Genomic DNA, 15,717 nt, shown 5'->3' with positions numbered 1-15,717 from the left:
AAGGAGCTTTTTGCGTTAAAAATAGCTAAGAAATAAGCAAAAGCGGGGAAAAGAGAGGTTCTTGATTGAGCTGAAAATAAAGTAATAACATGTATTTGATTCTCTCAAGGGTCTTTCCTATAATAAATGTAGGAAAACTTTCCAAAGGAGAATTTTATGCTCGAATTAGAGGCTATTCAAGGCAGGGCCATTGAAAAAACTAAACATACATTACTACAGGATATAAAAAGCGTACTAGGTGAACAAGACGAATGTCCGGATTTAGAGACGTATTTAACAGACAGGCATTCTTTTATTAAAAAAGCCTGGGGGACTGCGTGGAGAAAAATAGCTGTTTCTTCTATATCTAAGAAAAACAGAAAATCGTATTTAACAGAAAGAGGCTTTGAGATAAAAGGGTATAAACCTCAAGCTATAGATAAGTTATTTGCTAAAGAAACGAGAAAAGGTATGGAGTTTGATGCTTTTTCTTGGTTAAAAGAGCAGTACGGAAATGGCAATAAAGCAGAGTGGCTATCACTATACGGAGAAGCAAGAGCTGAATTTGCCAAAAAAGAAGAAGAAAGAAAAGAGAAAGAACGACAGCAAAGTATTAATGATCGAAAAGCCAGATATCAATTACAGTTAAATTTAGAATCAGATCCTATCTTGGAATCAAATAAAGAGCTGTATTACCTACATATAAGAGAAAAGCTTTCACAACAGCTATCAAAAGATATAAAAACAAACTCAAAGTATATTGAAAACTATGCGCCGCATACTGAGCTTGAAGATGAATTAATAGAAAACGGTGATTTAACACGTTATGATTATGAAACGGTTCATGACTTTTTTCAAGAGCTCACCGGCGGCGTAAGCTCAGAATTAGACAGATATTCAACGATTATCTTGTTTGAAACGTATGAAGATGTGTATGAGGTATTTATCACCGATAAGATTTATGAAATCATTCCAACTATGATCATGGATGACCTTCCTGCTTCATTTAAAGAAGAATATAAATCTTATACAAATGCTTCAGTAACAAGAATGGATATTATAAAAGCACTTAGAAGTGATTTATCGGATTTGGTCTATGAATATAAAAAAATGCTTGTAGAAGAAAAGCTTTCCGATTTACTAGAAGTTTCAGATCACAACTTAACGATTGAAGAGCATCAAGAAAGATATCAACAGCAGCTGGAAGAAAGACGATTACAACAAGAACGTGAGCTTGAAGAAAAGAAAAAGCTTATCGAAGAAGAACAGCGACAGTTAAACTATATTTTTGGTGCAGAATACGAAATGGACCCAAGAAAAGAAACGGAATACATCCTTCATCTCGGTGATACAAACACAGGGAAAACGTATACGGCATTAAAGTCATTAAAAAAAGCTGCTTCGGGTAATTACTTAGCGCCGCTTCGCTTGTTGGCTTTAGAAGTTTTTGAAAAGCTGAACAAAGACGGAGTCCCTTGTTCGTTAAAAACAGGTGAAGAAGAAAAGATTGTTGAAGACGCTCAGCATATGGCCGGTACCGTAGAGATGTTTAGTGAATTAGAACATGGCGATGTAACCGTAATTGATGAAGCGCAAATGATTCAAGACAGAGACCGAGGGTTTTCATGGTATAAAGCCATCACACGAGCCAATGCCAAACAAGTTCATGTGATTGGGAGTTTAAGTATTCGAAGTATGTTAGAAGAGATGCTTGACGGTGTGATCTCAGAAATTCATGAGTATGAAAGAGATATACCTTTAAAAGTAGATCTTCGAAAGTTCAAAATTGAACAAGTAAAACCCGCAGATGCTTTAATTGTTTTCTCGCGTAAGAAAGTGCTCCAGACAGCGGCTAAGCTAGAAAAAGATGGTCACAAAGTTAGCGTGATTTATGGAAGTATGCCGCCTGAAACAAGAAGAAAACAAATTGAGCAGTTCATTAATAGAGAAACAACTGTCATTGTGTCTACAGATGCGATCGGAATGGGGTTAAACCTTCCAATTAGACGAATTGTCCTTTTAGAAAACATGAAATTTGATGGGCAAAAACGGAGATTACTGACTTCTCAAGAGTTAAAACAGATTGCAGGTCGTGCTGGAAGGAAGGGGCTCTACAATGTTGGAGAAGTTGCGTTCGCTAAAGATGCAAAGCAAATGAGAGAACTGTTATTTTCAACAGACGAGCAAATCAGCAAATTTTCAATTGCGCCTACTTCAGATATGCTTAGAAGATTTAAAGAATATCATCATGACCTCGGAATGTTTTTTGACATGTGGGCTAAATTTAAAAATCCAAAAGGGACACAAAAATCAAATCTGGCACAAGAACGTGAGCTTTATGAGGAAGTGAAAGACACGCTGATTGAAGCGAAAATGCCAATTGTTGATTTATACGGTTACTTGCAGCTTCCTTTTTCAGCCAAAGAAAGCTCTTTGAAAAAACAGTGGGTGGCCAGCATGAATGCGATTGTTAACAGAGAAGAGTTACCTGAACCAAGGATGATAGAAGGTTCACTGGAAAAATTAGAGCTGTCTTATAAAGCAATTGGCCTGCATCTTTTATTTCTATATAGAATGGACAGAAGGCCAGAAGCTATTTACTGGGAGCGTGTCCGAGAAGAGCTTACAGATAAAATCCATAACGTATTAAGAAAAGATATGAAAAAATTTAAAAGAACGTGCAGTGCGTGTTCTAAAGACCTTCCTTGGAATCATGATCATGCGATATGCGATTCATGTTTTCATAAAAGATTTCGCAGAAGACATGGAGACGGCGATTTTAATTAATAAGATGTAGAGATGAAAATGAGGCTTGTACAAAAGTATTTTAGCCGAAGTGAAAAACGAACCATTGATCAACATGTTTGATTAGTGATTCGTTTTTTTTGTTATGGTGAACGTAGGCTTCATCTGTTTCGTTCCTTCTAGCAGTTGATTGGAGAGCAAGGCAAAGACTCCTGCGGGAAAAGCGGAACAGATGAGACCCCGCAGGAGCGTAAGCGACGAGGAGGCTCAGCGCCCGCGGAAAGCGACGTCTTGCACGGAAATCAACTGCGATGTAACAAGAAGTTTAGCTCATGCATCCCATTTATTCGTCTTTAGATTGGATTCATTTCTTTATGTTTCAATCTTATTTTTCGTATAGGCTTTTTATCTTTTTCCTCTGAATTTCTGCGTCAAAGCAGATTTTTGCAGAAAAAAATCGGAAATGTATAAGCGGTCATCTTGTAAAAAGAGCAATAAATTATTATGATATAGAGTGGAACTTATATTTCAAAGAGTTCCGTGATTTTTTTGTTGGGCGGACGTGTATTGTATTAGAGTAAGTTTGCTATCATTCGTTATGTTAAAAGCAGCACTTTTAAATAGAGATACGGTTCGTAATAGAAGGGAAGAGGATGATGACAAGTCATAACAAAGAAAACAAAACTGCAGTCGAGCAGTACAGTAAAGGGAAGATTTTGTGGCAATTAACCCGTCCTCATACGCTAACAGCATCGTTTGTACCGGTTTTAATTGGAACAGTTCTAGCTATGTTTTATGGCCATGTGAACGTTTGGATGTTTCTTGCGATGCTTTTTTCATGTTTGTGGATTCAAATTGCGACGAACTTATTTAATGAGTACTATGATTTTAAACGCGGGTTAGACACAGAAGACTCCGTAGGTATCGGAGGAGCCATCGTCAGACACGGAATGAAACCGAAAACGGTATTAAATTTAGCACTGATTTCTTATGGAATTGCTCTTATTTTAGGTATATATATATGTGCAAACAGCAGCTGGTGGCTTGCTTTAGTTGGATTAGTAGGTATGGCGATTGGTTATTTATATACGGGCGGACCGCTTCCCATTGCGTATACGCCGTTTGGAGAATTATTTTCAGGTCTTTGCATGGGCGCGATGTTCGTGTTGATTTCATTTTTTATTCAAACGAATACCGTAACGTCTGAAAGCATCTTTGTATCACTTCCGATTGCGATTTTAGTAGGTGCGATTAATTTGTCTAACAACATTCGTGATATAGAAGAAGATACAAAAGGCGGACGTCGTACACTAGCCATTTTATTAGGTTCTAAAAATGCGATTAGATTTTTAGCTGCTTTGTTTGGCATTGCGTATATTTGGACAGTTGCATTAGTTGTATTCTTCGATATTAGCCCTTGGATTTTCTTAGTGTTTCTTAGTGCACCTAAGCCAATTCAAGCCGTACAAGCATTTGTACGCGGAGAGCTTATTGCGATGAAAGCAACTGCACAAACCAATACGTTTTTTGGATTTACTTTATCAATTGGATTATTAATTGGCTATTTAGTAAGCTGATTGAGTGGAAAAAGCCTGTCTTTAAAAAGACAGGCTTTTTGTTATGCTCCAGTTATTTTTTCTGTTACCGCGCTAATAAATGCGTTCATATTTTCAGAAGATGAAAAGCTGGCTTGAGCTTGTTTTGGTCCGCCGCCGCCTTTTCCATCGTAAAGCGGAAGCAGCTCTTTATAAAGTTCTCCGCATTTTACTTCACTTCCGCTGTGAGCCAGTAAGACTTTTTGATCACTTGAAAAAGCAAAAAGAAGCGTCGTATCAGGTGTTTGAAGCAGCTGCTTTGTTAAAGCTTGCACATCTTTTAATGTGCGGTTTTCAAAGTGATGGTACAGAAATGAACCTGCTTTTTTGGCTTCTAATTCACTCGCTAAATAAGCTGCATTTTCATTTTTTAATTCTTCTAGTTGTTTTTGCAGCTCTTTTTGTTCAGTCTCCAATTTTTTAATGCGTTCTATAACTACTTCACGGCTTGTACTGAATTTATTGCTAATTTCCGCTACGATTTCTTGAGACTGCTGATAATCAGCCAATGCACGTATACCGCATTTAAAAAAGAGGCGTGTATTGCCGCGCTGCTTTTCTGTTTTCGTAAGTTTAATAAGGCCAAGCTCTCCAATTTGATTCACATGAGTACCGCAGCAGGCAGAAACATCAATGCCTTTAATTTCCACAATGCGTACCACTTCGTCTTCTAGGTCGGGCACTTTGCGAAGCGCAAGAGTATACAGATCTTCTTTTTTTACTTCGTACGTTTTAATGTGACGATTGCTGTAAATAGCGTCATTTACAACTTTTTCAATGTGTAATAACTGCTCATGAGATAACTGAGGTACATTTAGATCAATAGAGACTGCTTCGCTTCCTAAGTGAAAGCTAACGGTGTGAATATCATATGTATCGATTAATAGAGCCGAAAGTAAGTGCTGTCCACTGTGCTGCTGCATATGATCAAAGCGGCGTTGCCAGTCAATTTCACACGTGACGTTCGTTTGTTCAGGGAGTGTATCGACGATATGATATACTTCTCCATTTTCTTCATACACATCTTTCACGTCGATTCCTGCAATATTACCGTAGTCAGAAGGCTGTCCGCCTCCTTCTGGATAAAAAGCGGTTTGTTTTAACGTTAATGCGTAGCCATTTGAAAGAGAGCGCGTCTCTATCACTTCAGTTTCCCATGTTTTTATGTAGGGATTGCTATAATAAAGTCTTTCTGTCATGTTCCTCATCCTTTCTAGTAAAACCATATCTAACTTTTTCTATAGTATCAGAAATATGTTTCTTCGAACATGGATAAGCTAACTTGTAACAATAAAACTGGGTGGGACATATGAAAAATACTGTTTATATTTATACGCGGGATTTAAAAAGAATTTTCACCAATTGGGCGATGATTATCATTGTGCTGACGCTTATGATTCTGCCGTCTTTTTACGCATGGTTTAATATAAAAGCATCTTGGGATCCATACGGTCGGACTGAAGGTATTGCCATTGCAGTAACGAGCGAAGATGAAGGTTCTACGATAAGAGGTCAGCACGTAAATGTGGGTAAAGATATTATTGTAACTTTAAAGAAAAATAAAACGCTTGGATGGACGTTTGTCTCCAAAGAAAAAGCTGATCACGGAGTAAAGCACGGTGACTATTATGCAAGTATTGTTATTCCAAAAGATTTTTCACAAAGGCTTGGTACCGTTCTTCAAGATCGTTTGGAAAAACCAGTCATTATTTATAAAGTGAACGAAAAAATAAACGCAGTGGCGCCTAAAATTACAAGTAAAGGAGCCAGCAGCTTAACACAACAGATCAGTGAAAAATTCGTCAAAACAGCGAATGGAGCTATTTTTTCAGTGTTTAACGAACTAGGTATTACACTGCAGCGGGATTTGCCAACTATTCAACAAGTTGAACAACGGATTTTTGAACTTGAAAATCGTCTTCCTGAAATCAAAAAAGTAATTAATGAAGCGAATGACACCACTCAAAAAGCTGGAGCTATTGTATCAAAAGCCCAGGCCGCTCTTCCTGAAGTAGAGAGATTAACAGCTGACGGCGCACAGATGACTCAGCAGCTAAACACTTTTTTAACTAAAAGCGATGAAGTTTTAAAAAATGCTGAACCAACGATCAACGAAACGCTGCAGCGGGTTCAGCAACGATCTCTCCGAGTTCAAGAATTGAAGAATCAGCTGATGGAAAAAGATATAGCACCGGCTGAAGTCAGCGCAGCAGCGGAACACCTAAAAGTGCAGTTAACAAAACAAATTGCTGACACAGGAGAGATTCTTACACTTCTTACAGATTTAAATGCGTTATCTCAACAAAAAGTTCTTTCACCTGTTATTAATGACGTAAAAGATGTAAATACGCTTTTACAGCAGCAGCTTTCAGATGTAAACAGTCTGCAGCAGCAAACAAAGAATGGGGATGGGGATGGTCCCAATCAAAGCGTACTTGATAGGTTCAGCTCTCGCACCGACCAAGCGGTTTCTAGATTAAATGCGTTAACGAACTCATATTCTTCTACGATTGTGCCCGCTGTTGAACAAGCAATTAAAGAAGCGAAAGATAAAACGGCAAGCGCAAACTCACTGCTTGATGAAGCTAACAAAAGCATACCGGATGTTTCTAACGTCCTGTCTAAAACAGCGAGTGGCATCTTGCTTGGACAGCAGGAGCTTGCGAAAATAACAAAAGACTTTCCGCGAATTGAACAAAACGTGCACAATATAGCGGATAAGATACGAGAATTTCAGCAAAAAGAAAATATTGAAGATATTATTAATTTGCTAAAAAACGACGTACAAAAAGAAAGCGACTTTTTTGCTAAGCCGGTTCTTTTAAAAGAAGAAAGACTTTACCCGATTCCGAACTACGGCTCGGCTATGTCGCCGTTTTATACAACGCTTTGCTTGTGGGTCGGAGCTTTGCTGTTAGTTTCGATTTTAAGCGTAGAAGTAGCGGATGAAGAGCGGTTTAAAAGCTATGAAGTCTATCTTGGAAGACTGTTAACGTTTTTGTCTATTGCGCTCGTGCAAGCTTTTATTGTGACGCTAGGGGATTTATTTTTAATCAAAACGTATGTCGTAGATAAAGTGCCTTTTATCTTTTTAGGCTTGCTGTGCAGCTTCGTATTTATGACGATTGTCTATACGCTTGTTGCGATATTTGGCAATGCAGGAAAAGCGATGGCGATTGTTTTACTTGTGCTTCAGCTTTCCGCTGCAGGCGGTACATTTCCGATTCAAGTCGTGCCTGCTTTTTTTCAAGCAATCAATCCGTTTTTACCATTTACCTATGCAATAAGCATGATGAGAGAAGTGGTAGGAGGCATGTTAGCGGATATTGTCAGAAAAGACGTTACGGTGCTTCTTTGCATTTGGCTAGGCGTGCTGCTCGTTGGCATTTTTCTTCATAAGCCTCTTAGTAAAACGAGTGCAAAATTAACAAAAAAAGCGAGTGAAAGTAAATTAATTCATTAAAAAAACGTTTTGGGTTTCCAGACAGAACAAAATGCGGTAGTGTAGATATAAAGGAGTGATCAGCATGGGTATATTAGATGGACTATTAGGAAATGCATCAGAAGCAGATATAAGAGGAACTGAAAAAGACTTACAAAATATCTTAATTGCCAACGAGCGAGTGGAACAAGCTTATAAAGTCATTCGCGATTTAATAGTGTTTACGACGAAACGCTTAATTATCGTTGATAAGCAAGGAGTAACGGGAAAGAAAACAGATTATCATTCCATTCCTTATAAGACGATTACCCATTTTAGCGTAGAAACGGCTGGAACATTTGATTTAGATGCGGAATTAAATATTTGGGTATCGGGTTCTAGTGCACCGATTTCAAAAGAATTTCGTAAAGATAAAAACATTTACGACGTGCAAAAAGTATTAGCATCTTATGTGTTAGATTAAAAAAGTTGAGCCATGAAAAACTGGCTCAACTTTTTTAATGTGTGTAAAACGAGAAAGTATAACAGTCTTGCATACAGTCGGTTGAAAATACTCTGGCTGTTGTCCATTCCTATTTTCACTTCACTCATTACTGAAATGTATGAAAACGATTTACATAATGAATTATACAGAATAAAAAAACCGTGATATGCTTTTTTTAGAGAAAAAAGGAAGTGACCAACTGTGAGTTATACCGTAATTGGAACATCAGCTTTTCGCAAAACAAATGTTGCGCTTTTTGCAGCAGGCTTCAACACATTTTCGATTTTATATTGTACACAGGCCATTTTACCCGAATTTTCTAGAGAATTTGGGATATCCCCAGCGTTTGCGAGTTTATCTCTTTCGTTAACAACCATCACGCTTGCGGTTAGTATGCTTTTTTTAGGTTCTTTATCGGAAGTGTGGGGACGAAAGAAACTGATGGGCCTATCGTTAATTTTTGCGTCATTGCTATGCATCATGACAGCATTTAGCTCCAACTTTGAAACGCTGCTAGTTTTTCGCGTTATTCAAGGAATCGTGTTAGCAGGGCTGCCTTCTGTAGCCATGGCTTACTTAGGAGAAGAAATTGAACCAGGGAGTTTAGGAAAAGCGATGGGGATTTATATAAGCGGAAACGCCTTTGGAGGCGTAGCGGGAAGGCTGATGACAGGGGTGCTCACGGAATATTTCAACTGGTCCGTAGCTCTTGATGTTGTAAGCGCAATTAGTTTGCTGGCCACCTTTGTCTTTTTTATGAACTTGCCAGATTCACAAAACTTTACTTCCAGGTCCTTTGAACTTCGTCAGCTTACCGGCTCTCTTCGCAGTCATCTTCAAGATAAAGGGATGCTTTGCCTTTTTGCTATTGGTTTTGCGCTGCTTGGAAGCAACGTAGCTTTATACAATTATATTGGATACGCTTTATCCGCTCCTCCGTATTCTTGGAATCATACGCTTGTAAGTTTTATTTTTGTTATTTTTTTTGTGGGAGTATTCAGCTCGGTCTGGATGGGGACGCTGGCGGATCGATACGGCCGGAAAAAAGTGCTGTTATGTACGATTGCTGTTACGCTTATAGGTTCAATTGTTACGCTGCATCCAATTTTGTGGATAAAAATTACCGGGCTTTTGCTGCTGACTTTTGGCTTTTTCGGAAGTCATTCCATCGCAAGCAGCTGGGTGGGAAGAAGAGCGACTCATGACAAAGCACAGGCTTCGTCTTTGTATTTGTTTTTTTACTATGCAGGATCAAGCATTGGAGGGACGGTGGCTGGCTTATGCTGGAGTGCGTACGGCTGGAAAGGTGTTATTGCTTTAATTGGTGTGTTTCTTACAACAGCCTTTTTCTTAGCGGTTCGCTTATCAAAAATGCCGGCTCAGCAGACGCATGTTCACTAAGAAAATGTAAAGACATATAGCTATTGATTTAAAAAAAGTGGCCCGTCCAAAAGGATTTTAGCCCAAGTGAAAAACGAACCATTGATCAACATGTTTGATTAGTGGTTCGTTTTTTTTGTTATGGTGAACATAGTTTCATCTGTTTCGTTCCTTCTAGCAGTTGATTGGAAGGCAAGACGGAGACTCCTGCGGGAAAGCAGAACAGGTGAGACCCCGCAGGAGCGGAAGCGACGAGGAGGCTCAGCGGACGCCCGCGGAAAGCGAAGTCTTGCACGGAAATCAACTGCGGTGTCGCAAGTAATTTATACTAGGTACTTTAGTCTTTAGATTGAAGTAATTTAGTTATGTCTTAATTTCTTTTCTTAGTTTAAAAGCTGAATAAAAAGCTCGGCTACTTTTTTATGAGCGCTGTTAGCAGGATAGATATAAGAAAAACGGCGCTTAAAAGGAGCGGTGTTAACGTTGAGAATCGATAGGTGCTTTTGTGCTACATCTTCTTTAATAGCGCAAAGTGACAGCACAGACATTCCTAAATTATGAACAATGGCTTCTTTAATTCCTTGATTGCTGCTGATCGTTAGCATGCTTTTCATTTTTAAACCGTTGGACATTAGAACGTGATCTAAATATTCTCTTGTTCCAGAGCCTTTTTCACGCGCTACCCACCGCTGATTTTGTAAATCATCAATTTCTACTTTTTTAAGCTGAGCCAAAGGGTGATCCACTGACGCAACGATGGCAAGCTCATCGTCCATAAAGGACTGAATATGTAAGTCGGACTCTTCCGTGTGTCCTTCAATAAGTCCTACATCTACTTTGAAATGACGAACAAGCTGAGCGATTTCCTTTGTATTACCGATAGTCACTTCTACATCAATATCAGGATATTGTTCACGAAGCTTTGCTAAAAATGAAGGAAGAATATATTCGCCAATCGTAAAACTGGCGCCAATCGTTAGCATTCCTTTAACACGGTGATGGTGTTCATAAATATCTCGTTTCGTATGCTCATATATTTGAATCATTTGTTTAGCACGATCGTATAAAATTTCGCCGCTGGGTGTGATTTTTAACATTTTAGGTGAACGCAGGAACAGGGAAGTTTGAAATTCTTTTTCAAGATTTTTGATGTGTACGCTTACGCTTGGCTGTGAAATCATTAATTTTTCCGCAGCTTTTGTAAAGCTTTGCTCTTCTACAACAGAAACAAACGTCTTTAACGCATCATAGTACATAGAGTATGGCTCCTTTTATATTAAAAAAATTAATTATAAACATTATAAAACATTATTATGGTAATAACTAGAGGCACCTGGGTAAGAAAAACAAAATGAGGTGCTGATTTAAAGGAGTACTTTGGCTTCTAACGAAGGCAGCCCGCGCAATTTGTTTACAGTTATTTGCATTTCATCTATAAAGCTATTAAACACTTTTTTGTCATCTATTTGTAACAAAAGTAAAAAAAGTACTTGTTTTTTCCAAAAAACATACTATAATATTAACTGTAATACGATAAGTAATACAGTTAATACACCTAGTACACACATCATGATTTTGGGTAGATGAAGGGAGGCAGACTATGTTCGATTTAGATATTCGTAGTCGCAAGCCGATATACGAGCAATTAGTAGATAAATTGAAAGAGCTTATTATTCATGAAGTCTTTAAGGCCGATCAAAAGCTTCCATCTGTTCGGCTGTTAGCAAAAGAATTAACGATTAATCCAAATACAATTCAAAAAGCGTATCGTGAACTAGAACATCAGAATTATATTTATTCAGTTCCAGGCAAAGGAAGTTTTGTAACGCCTCAAGTTGATACACTAAATAACGAGAAGGTGAAAAAGATGAAAGAAGAATTAGTAAAGCTGTTGGCAGAAGCTATGTATTTAGGGATGGATAAAGATGAAATTCTATCACTTATTTCACAGGCTGAAAAAGCAGTAAAAGGAGGAAGCGATAGTGATTGAACTGAAGGCGATAAAAAAAGAGTTTGAAGAAATGGAAGCTCTAAGAGACGTCACGCTTTCTATAAAAAAAGGATCTATTTACGGACTGCTTGGCTCGAACGGGGCAGGGAAAACAACGCTATTAAAAATCATCGCAGGTATTTACAAGCAGGATCACGGGAAAATCGCCATAGACGGCGAGGAAGTATTTGAAAACGTTGGCTTAAAAGAACGTCTTATTTTTATGCCAGATTCTCTTTATTTTTTTCCTCAAACAACGATTAAGCAATTAGCGTCTTTTTATAGAAGCGTCTATCCGACTTGGAACGAAGAGCGGTTTCAAAAATTAAAAGAAGCTTTCCCAATTCAATTACATAAAAAGGTACACAGAATGTCTAAGGGAATGCAGCGTCAAGTAGGCTTTTGGTTAGCGCTGTCTGCTATGCCTGATGTACTTATCTTAGATGAGCCGCTCGACGGTTTAGATGCGGTAATGCGTCAAAAAATTAAAAACCTTCTTGTTCAAGACGTGGCAGAACGGGAAATGACGATTTTAATTTCGTCACATAACCTGCGAGAAGTGGAAGATCTGTGTGATCATGTAGGCATCTTGCATCATGGTCAATTATTAATTGAAAAAGAGCTGGATGATTTAAAATCAGACGTGCACAAAATTCAAGTTGCATTTGAAGGAGATGTGCCGCTAGCGCTTTATGACACGCTAGACATTTTATATCAAGAAAAACGAGGAAGCGTCTTGCTTTGTATTGTTCGAGGAAAAGAAAATCACTTAGTCAACAAAGTTCGATCGTATAAGCCTTTAATTTTTGACATCTTGCCACTTACGCTGGAAGAAATCTTTATTTATGAAATGGGGGATGTGGGTTATGCAATCGAAAACATCATCGTTTAACCGCGGCATGTGGATTCAATCCATGAGAAACGTGGGATGGATTGGGCTTGTATACTTGCTAGTACTGCTGTTTGCTTTACCTTTACAACTGATTTTCACTTTCACAGGCAAGGTAGAGCCTTATATAGAGAAACCAGATACGTTATTTAACGTATTGGATGGGCTGGAATTTGTGTTTATGTTTGTTGTACCAGTATTACTTGGTATTTTCCTATTTAGATATATACAAACGAAGATTGCGGCTGACTATATTCATAGTTTACCAATTAAGCGTTCTACGCTGTTTCATCAAAATATGCTCCTGGGCGCGTTGGTTTTAGTTGTTCCTATTTTAATTACGGGAGTCGTTACTTTTGCTGTTAAAGGAGTTTTAACCGTTGAGAATGTTTATACAACAAAAGATGTTCTAAGCTGGGTCGGTTACAGTATTTTAATTAACTTATTTGTGCTGACTGGAACTGTTTTAGCGGGAATGTTCACCGGCATGTCTGTCCTCCAAGGAATCTTTTTATACGTTCTATTTCTTCTACCCGGAGGAATCTCTTATTTAGCTATATCCAATGTAAAGTTTTACTGGTACGGCTATGCGTATGACTATTACATGAGTGAAAATGTTGACAGCCTTGTTCCGTTTTCACACGTAGCGCAAATGGTAGCCCATAAAAGCTTTTCTACTAGTGCATTTGTCTATATTGGACTCATTGTCTTATTTTACATCATTGCTTTAATCACCTATCAAAAAAGAAAAGTAGAAGCTGCTACGCAAACCATTTCAGTTAGCTGGTTAAAACCGGTATTCGTATACGGAGTAACCGCTTGTTCACTCATGTTAGGCGGATTTTACTTTATTAGCATGAAAGGTGAATTTTCATGGATGGTCGTGGGCTATATTATTGGTTCATTAATAGGCTATACAGTTGCTCAAATTATTTTAAATAAAACGTGGCGCATCTTTACGAAATGGAAAGGATATCTAGGGTTTGTTATAGCTGCAGCTATTGTGGGCTTTATCATTCATCTAGATGTGTTTGGCTATTCTACTAAAGTGCCAGCAGCTTCAGAGATTGAAAGTGTATATTTCGATGAAGATATATATCCATTGACTGATAAACCTGAAAACTATGCAAATGGAATGAATGGCTATTATGAAGCTCCATATTACTATACAAGTAAAGAAACAATTCAGAGCGTTCGTCACCTGCAAAAACAAATTACAGCATCTAAAGATAAGAAGCTGGATCCTGATAAACAAAGTGAAATAGAAAGCAGAAACGGGAAAATGGCTGTATTTGCTTATAAATTAAAAAATGGAAAACAAATGGTTCGAGAATACTTTATTCCATTTTCAGACTATAAAGCTTTTTATAAAGAAATTGCAGAAACAAAAGAATACAAAGAAAATTTCCATCCGCTTTTACGAACAAAAAACACGGATAAAATTAAAAGCGTGAGTTTTTCTGTTCCAGGAAAGTCAAATTCAATCAATATTACAAATCCAGATAAAGTGCAAGAACTTATACACGTAGTCAAACAGTCGATGATGAACGAAACGTTTGATGAAATGTACAGCACAAAAGAAAGCTGGGCTTCAATTGAGTTTATGGATGGAAAAGGACAGTACGTACAAACTGCTTCTTGGGATAAGTCTTATAGCGAAGTAGAAGCATGGCTGAAGAAAGAGCATTTATATGAACGTGCTCGCCTGATGCCAAAGGACGTAGAAAAAACCGAAGTGTTTAAAAATTCTTCTCATCTTAAAAACGATTATCGTCTTGAAGAAGAGTTTACATCTCTAACGAAGGATGAAAAATCAATTAAAGTAAAAAACAATCAGCAGGTAGAAACGCTTCTTCAACGTGCTAATTTACGAGATACAGGAGATTATCTTGTTTCTTTTTATTACAAAGACCAAGTAGATACTCCTCAGATTTATATGTTGAATGAAAATGAACTGCCAATCGAACTAAGAGAAAAACTAAAATAACAAGGGAGAACTTATTATGTGCGGCGAGGAATTGCAAGATTATTTAAATCAGGTGCTGGCTTATTTATTGAAAAATGGCGTGAATAGACAAGACGCCGAAGATATTACGCAAGAAGTAGCATTAAAATATTTAGAAAAACAAGAAATGGTCGATCCTGAAAAAATAAAAGCTTGGATGTTTCGCGTCGCATTAAATAAACGGTGTGATTTAGGAAGGCGTAAAATAGTGAAAGACCGCTATACGTCTTCTTACAAAGAAGAGCCCGTTATGTATACCCCTATTCAGCAGGTGCTTAGAAAGGAAGAAGCGGCTGAATGTCAGGCGATTTTAAATAAATTGAATCCTAAGTATCGCAATTTGCTTCTATTAAAATATGGATTTGGATTTAAATATGAAGAAATTGCGGAGTTATTAAATATGCAGATGACTACGTTAAAATCAGCTCTTTACCGCGCGCGCAAATACTTTGTAAAGGGATATAATGAAGTCATTTAATATAAATGAAACAGCAGCAGTTTGTGAAAAAAGAACTTTTTTACACAAACTACTGCTGTTTTTTTCGTATTTTTCTTCTTTGGACGGCATAGATAATCAAACTGATCGCACAAAAAGCTAAAGTGATCTCAATCACGTCCGTATAAGAAGATGTCGTATTAAAAAAGGAACCGAAAATAAATAAAGCAAGCGTCCAAATAAAACCGAAAGAAAATGAGACTTTAATATAATGCCGATGCTTCATTCCGCTTGCTCCGAGAAAAAAAGGCATCACATGTCGCATGCCTGGTAAAAAGTAGCTTGCGATGATGGCATGAGATCCATATTCTTGAATCGTGCGCTCGACTTTCATCACATTTTTTTCCCATCGCGGGCGTTTTAATACCGCAAGCGCCTGAGCTGAAAAAAGACTGGCTACCAAAAACTTAAGATATAAACTAATCATCATGCCGCTGTAGGTAAGTATAAAAGCTGGAATGTACTGAACGGACGGAGAGGTAGCCTGACTGCCCGCAAGCATAATATAGACCGGGTCAGGAATAGGAGTAAGGTTGGCTCCGACTAAAATGATAAAAAAGAAATATCCGTAGCCTAATTGGTTAATGGCTCCGATAAGCTGATCAATCACGTTTTCTTCCTCCTTTCTTCATTAGAATACGAGAGAGTGACACACAGTGTTCGCTCAAAATAAAAATAAAGTATAGGTACGCACAACTTAGAAAAAAAGAGT

Annotated in this window: 13 protein-coding genes; 10 read left to right on the top strand and 3 right to left on the bottom strand. The window is 37.9% G+C overall.

The features are described 5' to 3' along the window. Positions 1-156 precede the first annotated feature (156 nt). The 3 genes from AC2YJL_RS12975 (at position 157) to AC2YJL_RS12965 (ending at position 4,301) form a co-directional block, all read left to right on the top strand. Complete coding sequence (locus tag AC2YJL_RS12975; RefSeq protein WP_195694041.1) at positions 157-2,766, top strand: helicase-related protein; 2,610 nt, start codon at positions 157-159, stop codon at positions 2,764-2,766. A gap of 144 nt (positions 2,767-2,910) precedes the next feature. Further along, the gene (locus AC2YJL_RS12970; protein WP_195697135.1) at positions 2,911-3,081 is read left to right on the top strand and encodes a hypothetical protein; all 171 of its coding nucleotides are present in this window, start codon (positions 2,911-2,913) and stop codon (positions 3,079-3,081) included. A 299-nt stretch (positions 3,082-3,380) separates the two neighbouring features. After that, complete coding sequence (locus AC2YJL_RS12965) at positions 3,381-4,301, top strand: 1,4-dihydroxy-2-naphthoate polyprenyltransferase (protein WP_195697054.1); 921 nt, start codon at positions 3,381-3,383, stop codon at positions 4,299-4,301. A 41-nt stretch (positions 4,302-4,342) separates the two neighbouring features. On the opposite strand, the gene AC2YJL_RS12960 is transcribed toward AC2YJL_RS12965, so the two are convergent. Then, on the bottom strand, positions 4,343-5,518 hold the full coding sequence (locus AC2YJL_RS12960; RefSeq protein WP_251568064.1) for a DHHA1 domain-containing protein: 1,176 nt from the start codon (positions 5,516-5,518) through the stop codon (positions 4,343-4,345). A gap of 110 nt (positions 5,519-5,628) precedes the next feature. On the opposite strand from AC2YJL_RS12960, the gene AC2YJL_RS12955 reads away from it, so the two are divergent. From AC2YJL_RS12955 to AC2YJL_RS12945, 3 genes are all read left to right on the top strand, one after another. Beyond that, on the top strand, positions 5,629-7,782 hold the full coding sequence (locus tag AC2YJL_RS12955; RefSeq protein WP_251568065.1) for a YhgE/Pip domain-containing protein: 2,154 nt from the start codon (positions 5,629-5,631) through the stop codon (positions 7,780-7,782). A 64-nt stretch (positions 7,783-7,846) separates the two neighbouring features. Then, entirely contained in the window at positions 7,847-8,224 is a 378-nt protein-coding gene (locus AC2YJL_RS12950; RefSeq protein WP_251568067.1) for a PH domain-containing protein, read from the top strand. Between the two features lie 222 nt (positions 8,225-8,446). After that, a complete protein-coding gene (locus AC2YJL_RS12945; RefSeq protein ID WP_195694035.1) occupies positions 8,447-9,646 on the top strand; it encodes an MFS transporter in 1,200 nt (399 codons plus the stop codon). A gap of 362 nt (positions 9,647-10,008) precedes the next feature. On the opposite strand, the gene AC2YJL_RS12940 is transcribed toward AC2YJL_RS12945, so the two are convergent. Beyond that, a complete protein-coding gene (locus AC2YJL_RS12940) occupies positions 10,009-10,881 on the bottom strand; it encodes a selenium metabolism-associated LysR family transcriptional regulator (protein ID WP_028408587.1) in 873 nt (290 codons plus the stop codon). A 344-nt stretch (positions 10,882-11,225) separates the two neighbouring features. Here AC2YJL_RS12940 and AC2YJL_RS12935 point away from each other — a divergent pair, with 344 nt between their 5' ends. Genes AC2YJL_RS12935 through AC2YJL_RS12920 form a run of 4 tightly spaced genes read left to right on the top strand, consistent with a single transcriptional unit; the run spans position 11,226 to position 14,987 of the window. Next, positions 11,226-11,615: a GntR family transcriptional regulator gene (locus AC2YJL_RS12935; protein WP_013083081.1), complete on the top strand. Its 390-nt coding sequence runs from the start codon at positions 11,226-11,228 to the stop codon at positions 11,613-11,615. Further along, on the top strand, positions 11,608-12,507 hold the full coding sequence (locus AC2YJL_RS12930) for an ABC transporter ATP-binding protein (protein ID WP_048020984.1): 900 nt from the start codon (positions 11,608-11,610) through the stop codon (positions 12,505-12,507). Before AC2YJL_RS12935 ends, AC2YJL_RS12930 begins: the two co-directional genes overlap by 8 nt. Continuing rightward, complete coding sequence (locus AC2YJL_RS12925; protein WP_251568069.1) at positions 12,482-14,491, top strand: DUF6449 domain-containing protein; 2,010 nt, start codon at positions 12,482-12,484, stop codon at positions 14,489-14,491. Before AC2YJL_RS12930 ends, AC2YJL_RS12925 begins: the two co-directional genes overlap by 26 nt. Positions 14,492-14,507: 16 nt before the next feature. Continuing rightward, positions 14,508-14,987: an RNA polymerase sigma factor gene (locus AC2YJL_RS12920; protein ID WP_057243672.1), complete on the top strand. Its 480-nt coding sequence runs from the start codon at positions 14,508-14,510 to the stop codon at positions 14,985-14,987. 49 nt (positions 14,988-15,036) lie between these two features. On the opposite strand, the gene AC2YJL_RS12915 is transcribed toward AC2YJL_RS12920, so the two are convergent. After that, the gene (locus AC2YJL_RS12915; RefSeq protein ID WP_195694028.1) at positions 15,037-15,615 is read right to left on the bottom strand and encodes a DedA family protein; all 579 of its coding nucleotides are present in this window, start codon (positions 15,613-15,615) and stop codon (positions 15,037-15,039) included. Positions 15,616-15,717: the final 102 nt, after the last annotated feature.

The organism is Priestia sp. SRI_019 (genome assembly GCF_057586255.1).
This window is presented reverse-complemented; position numbering and strand designations above follow the sequence as displayed.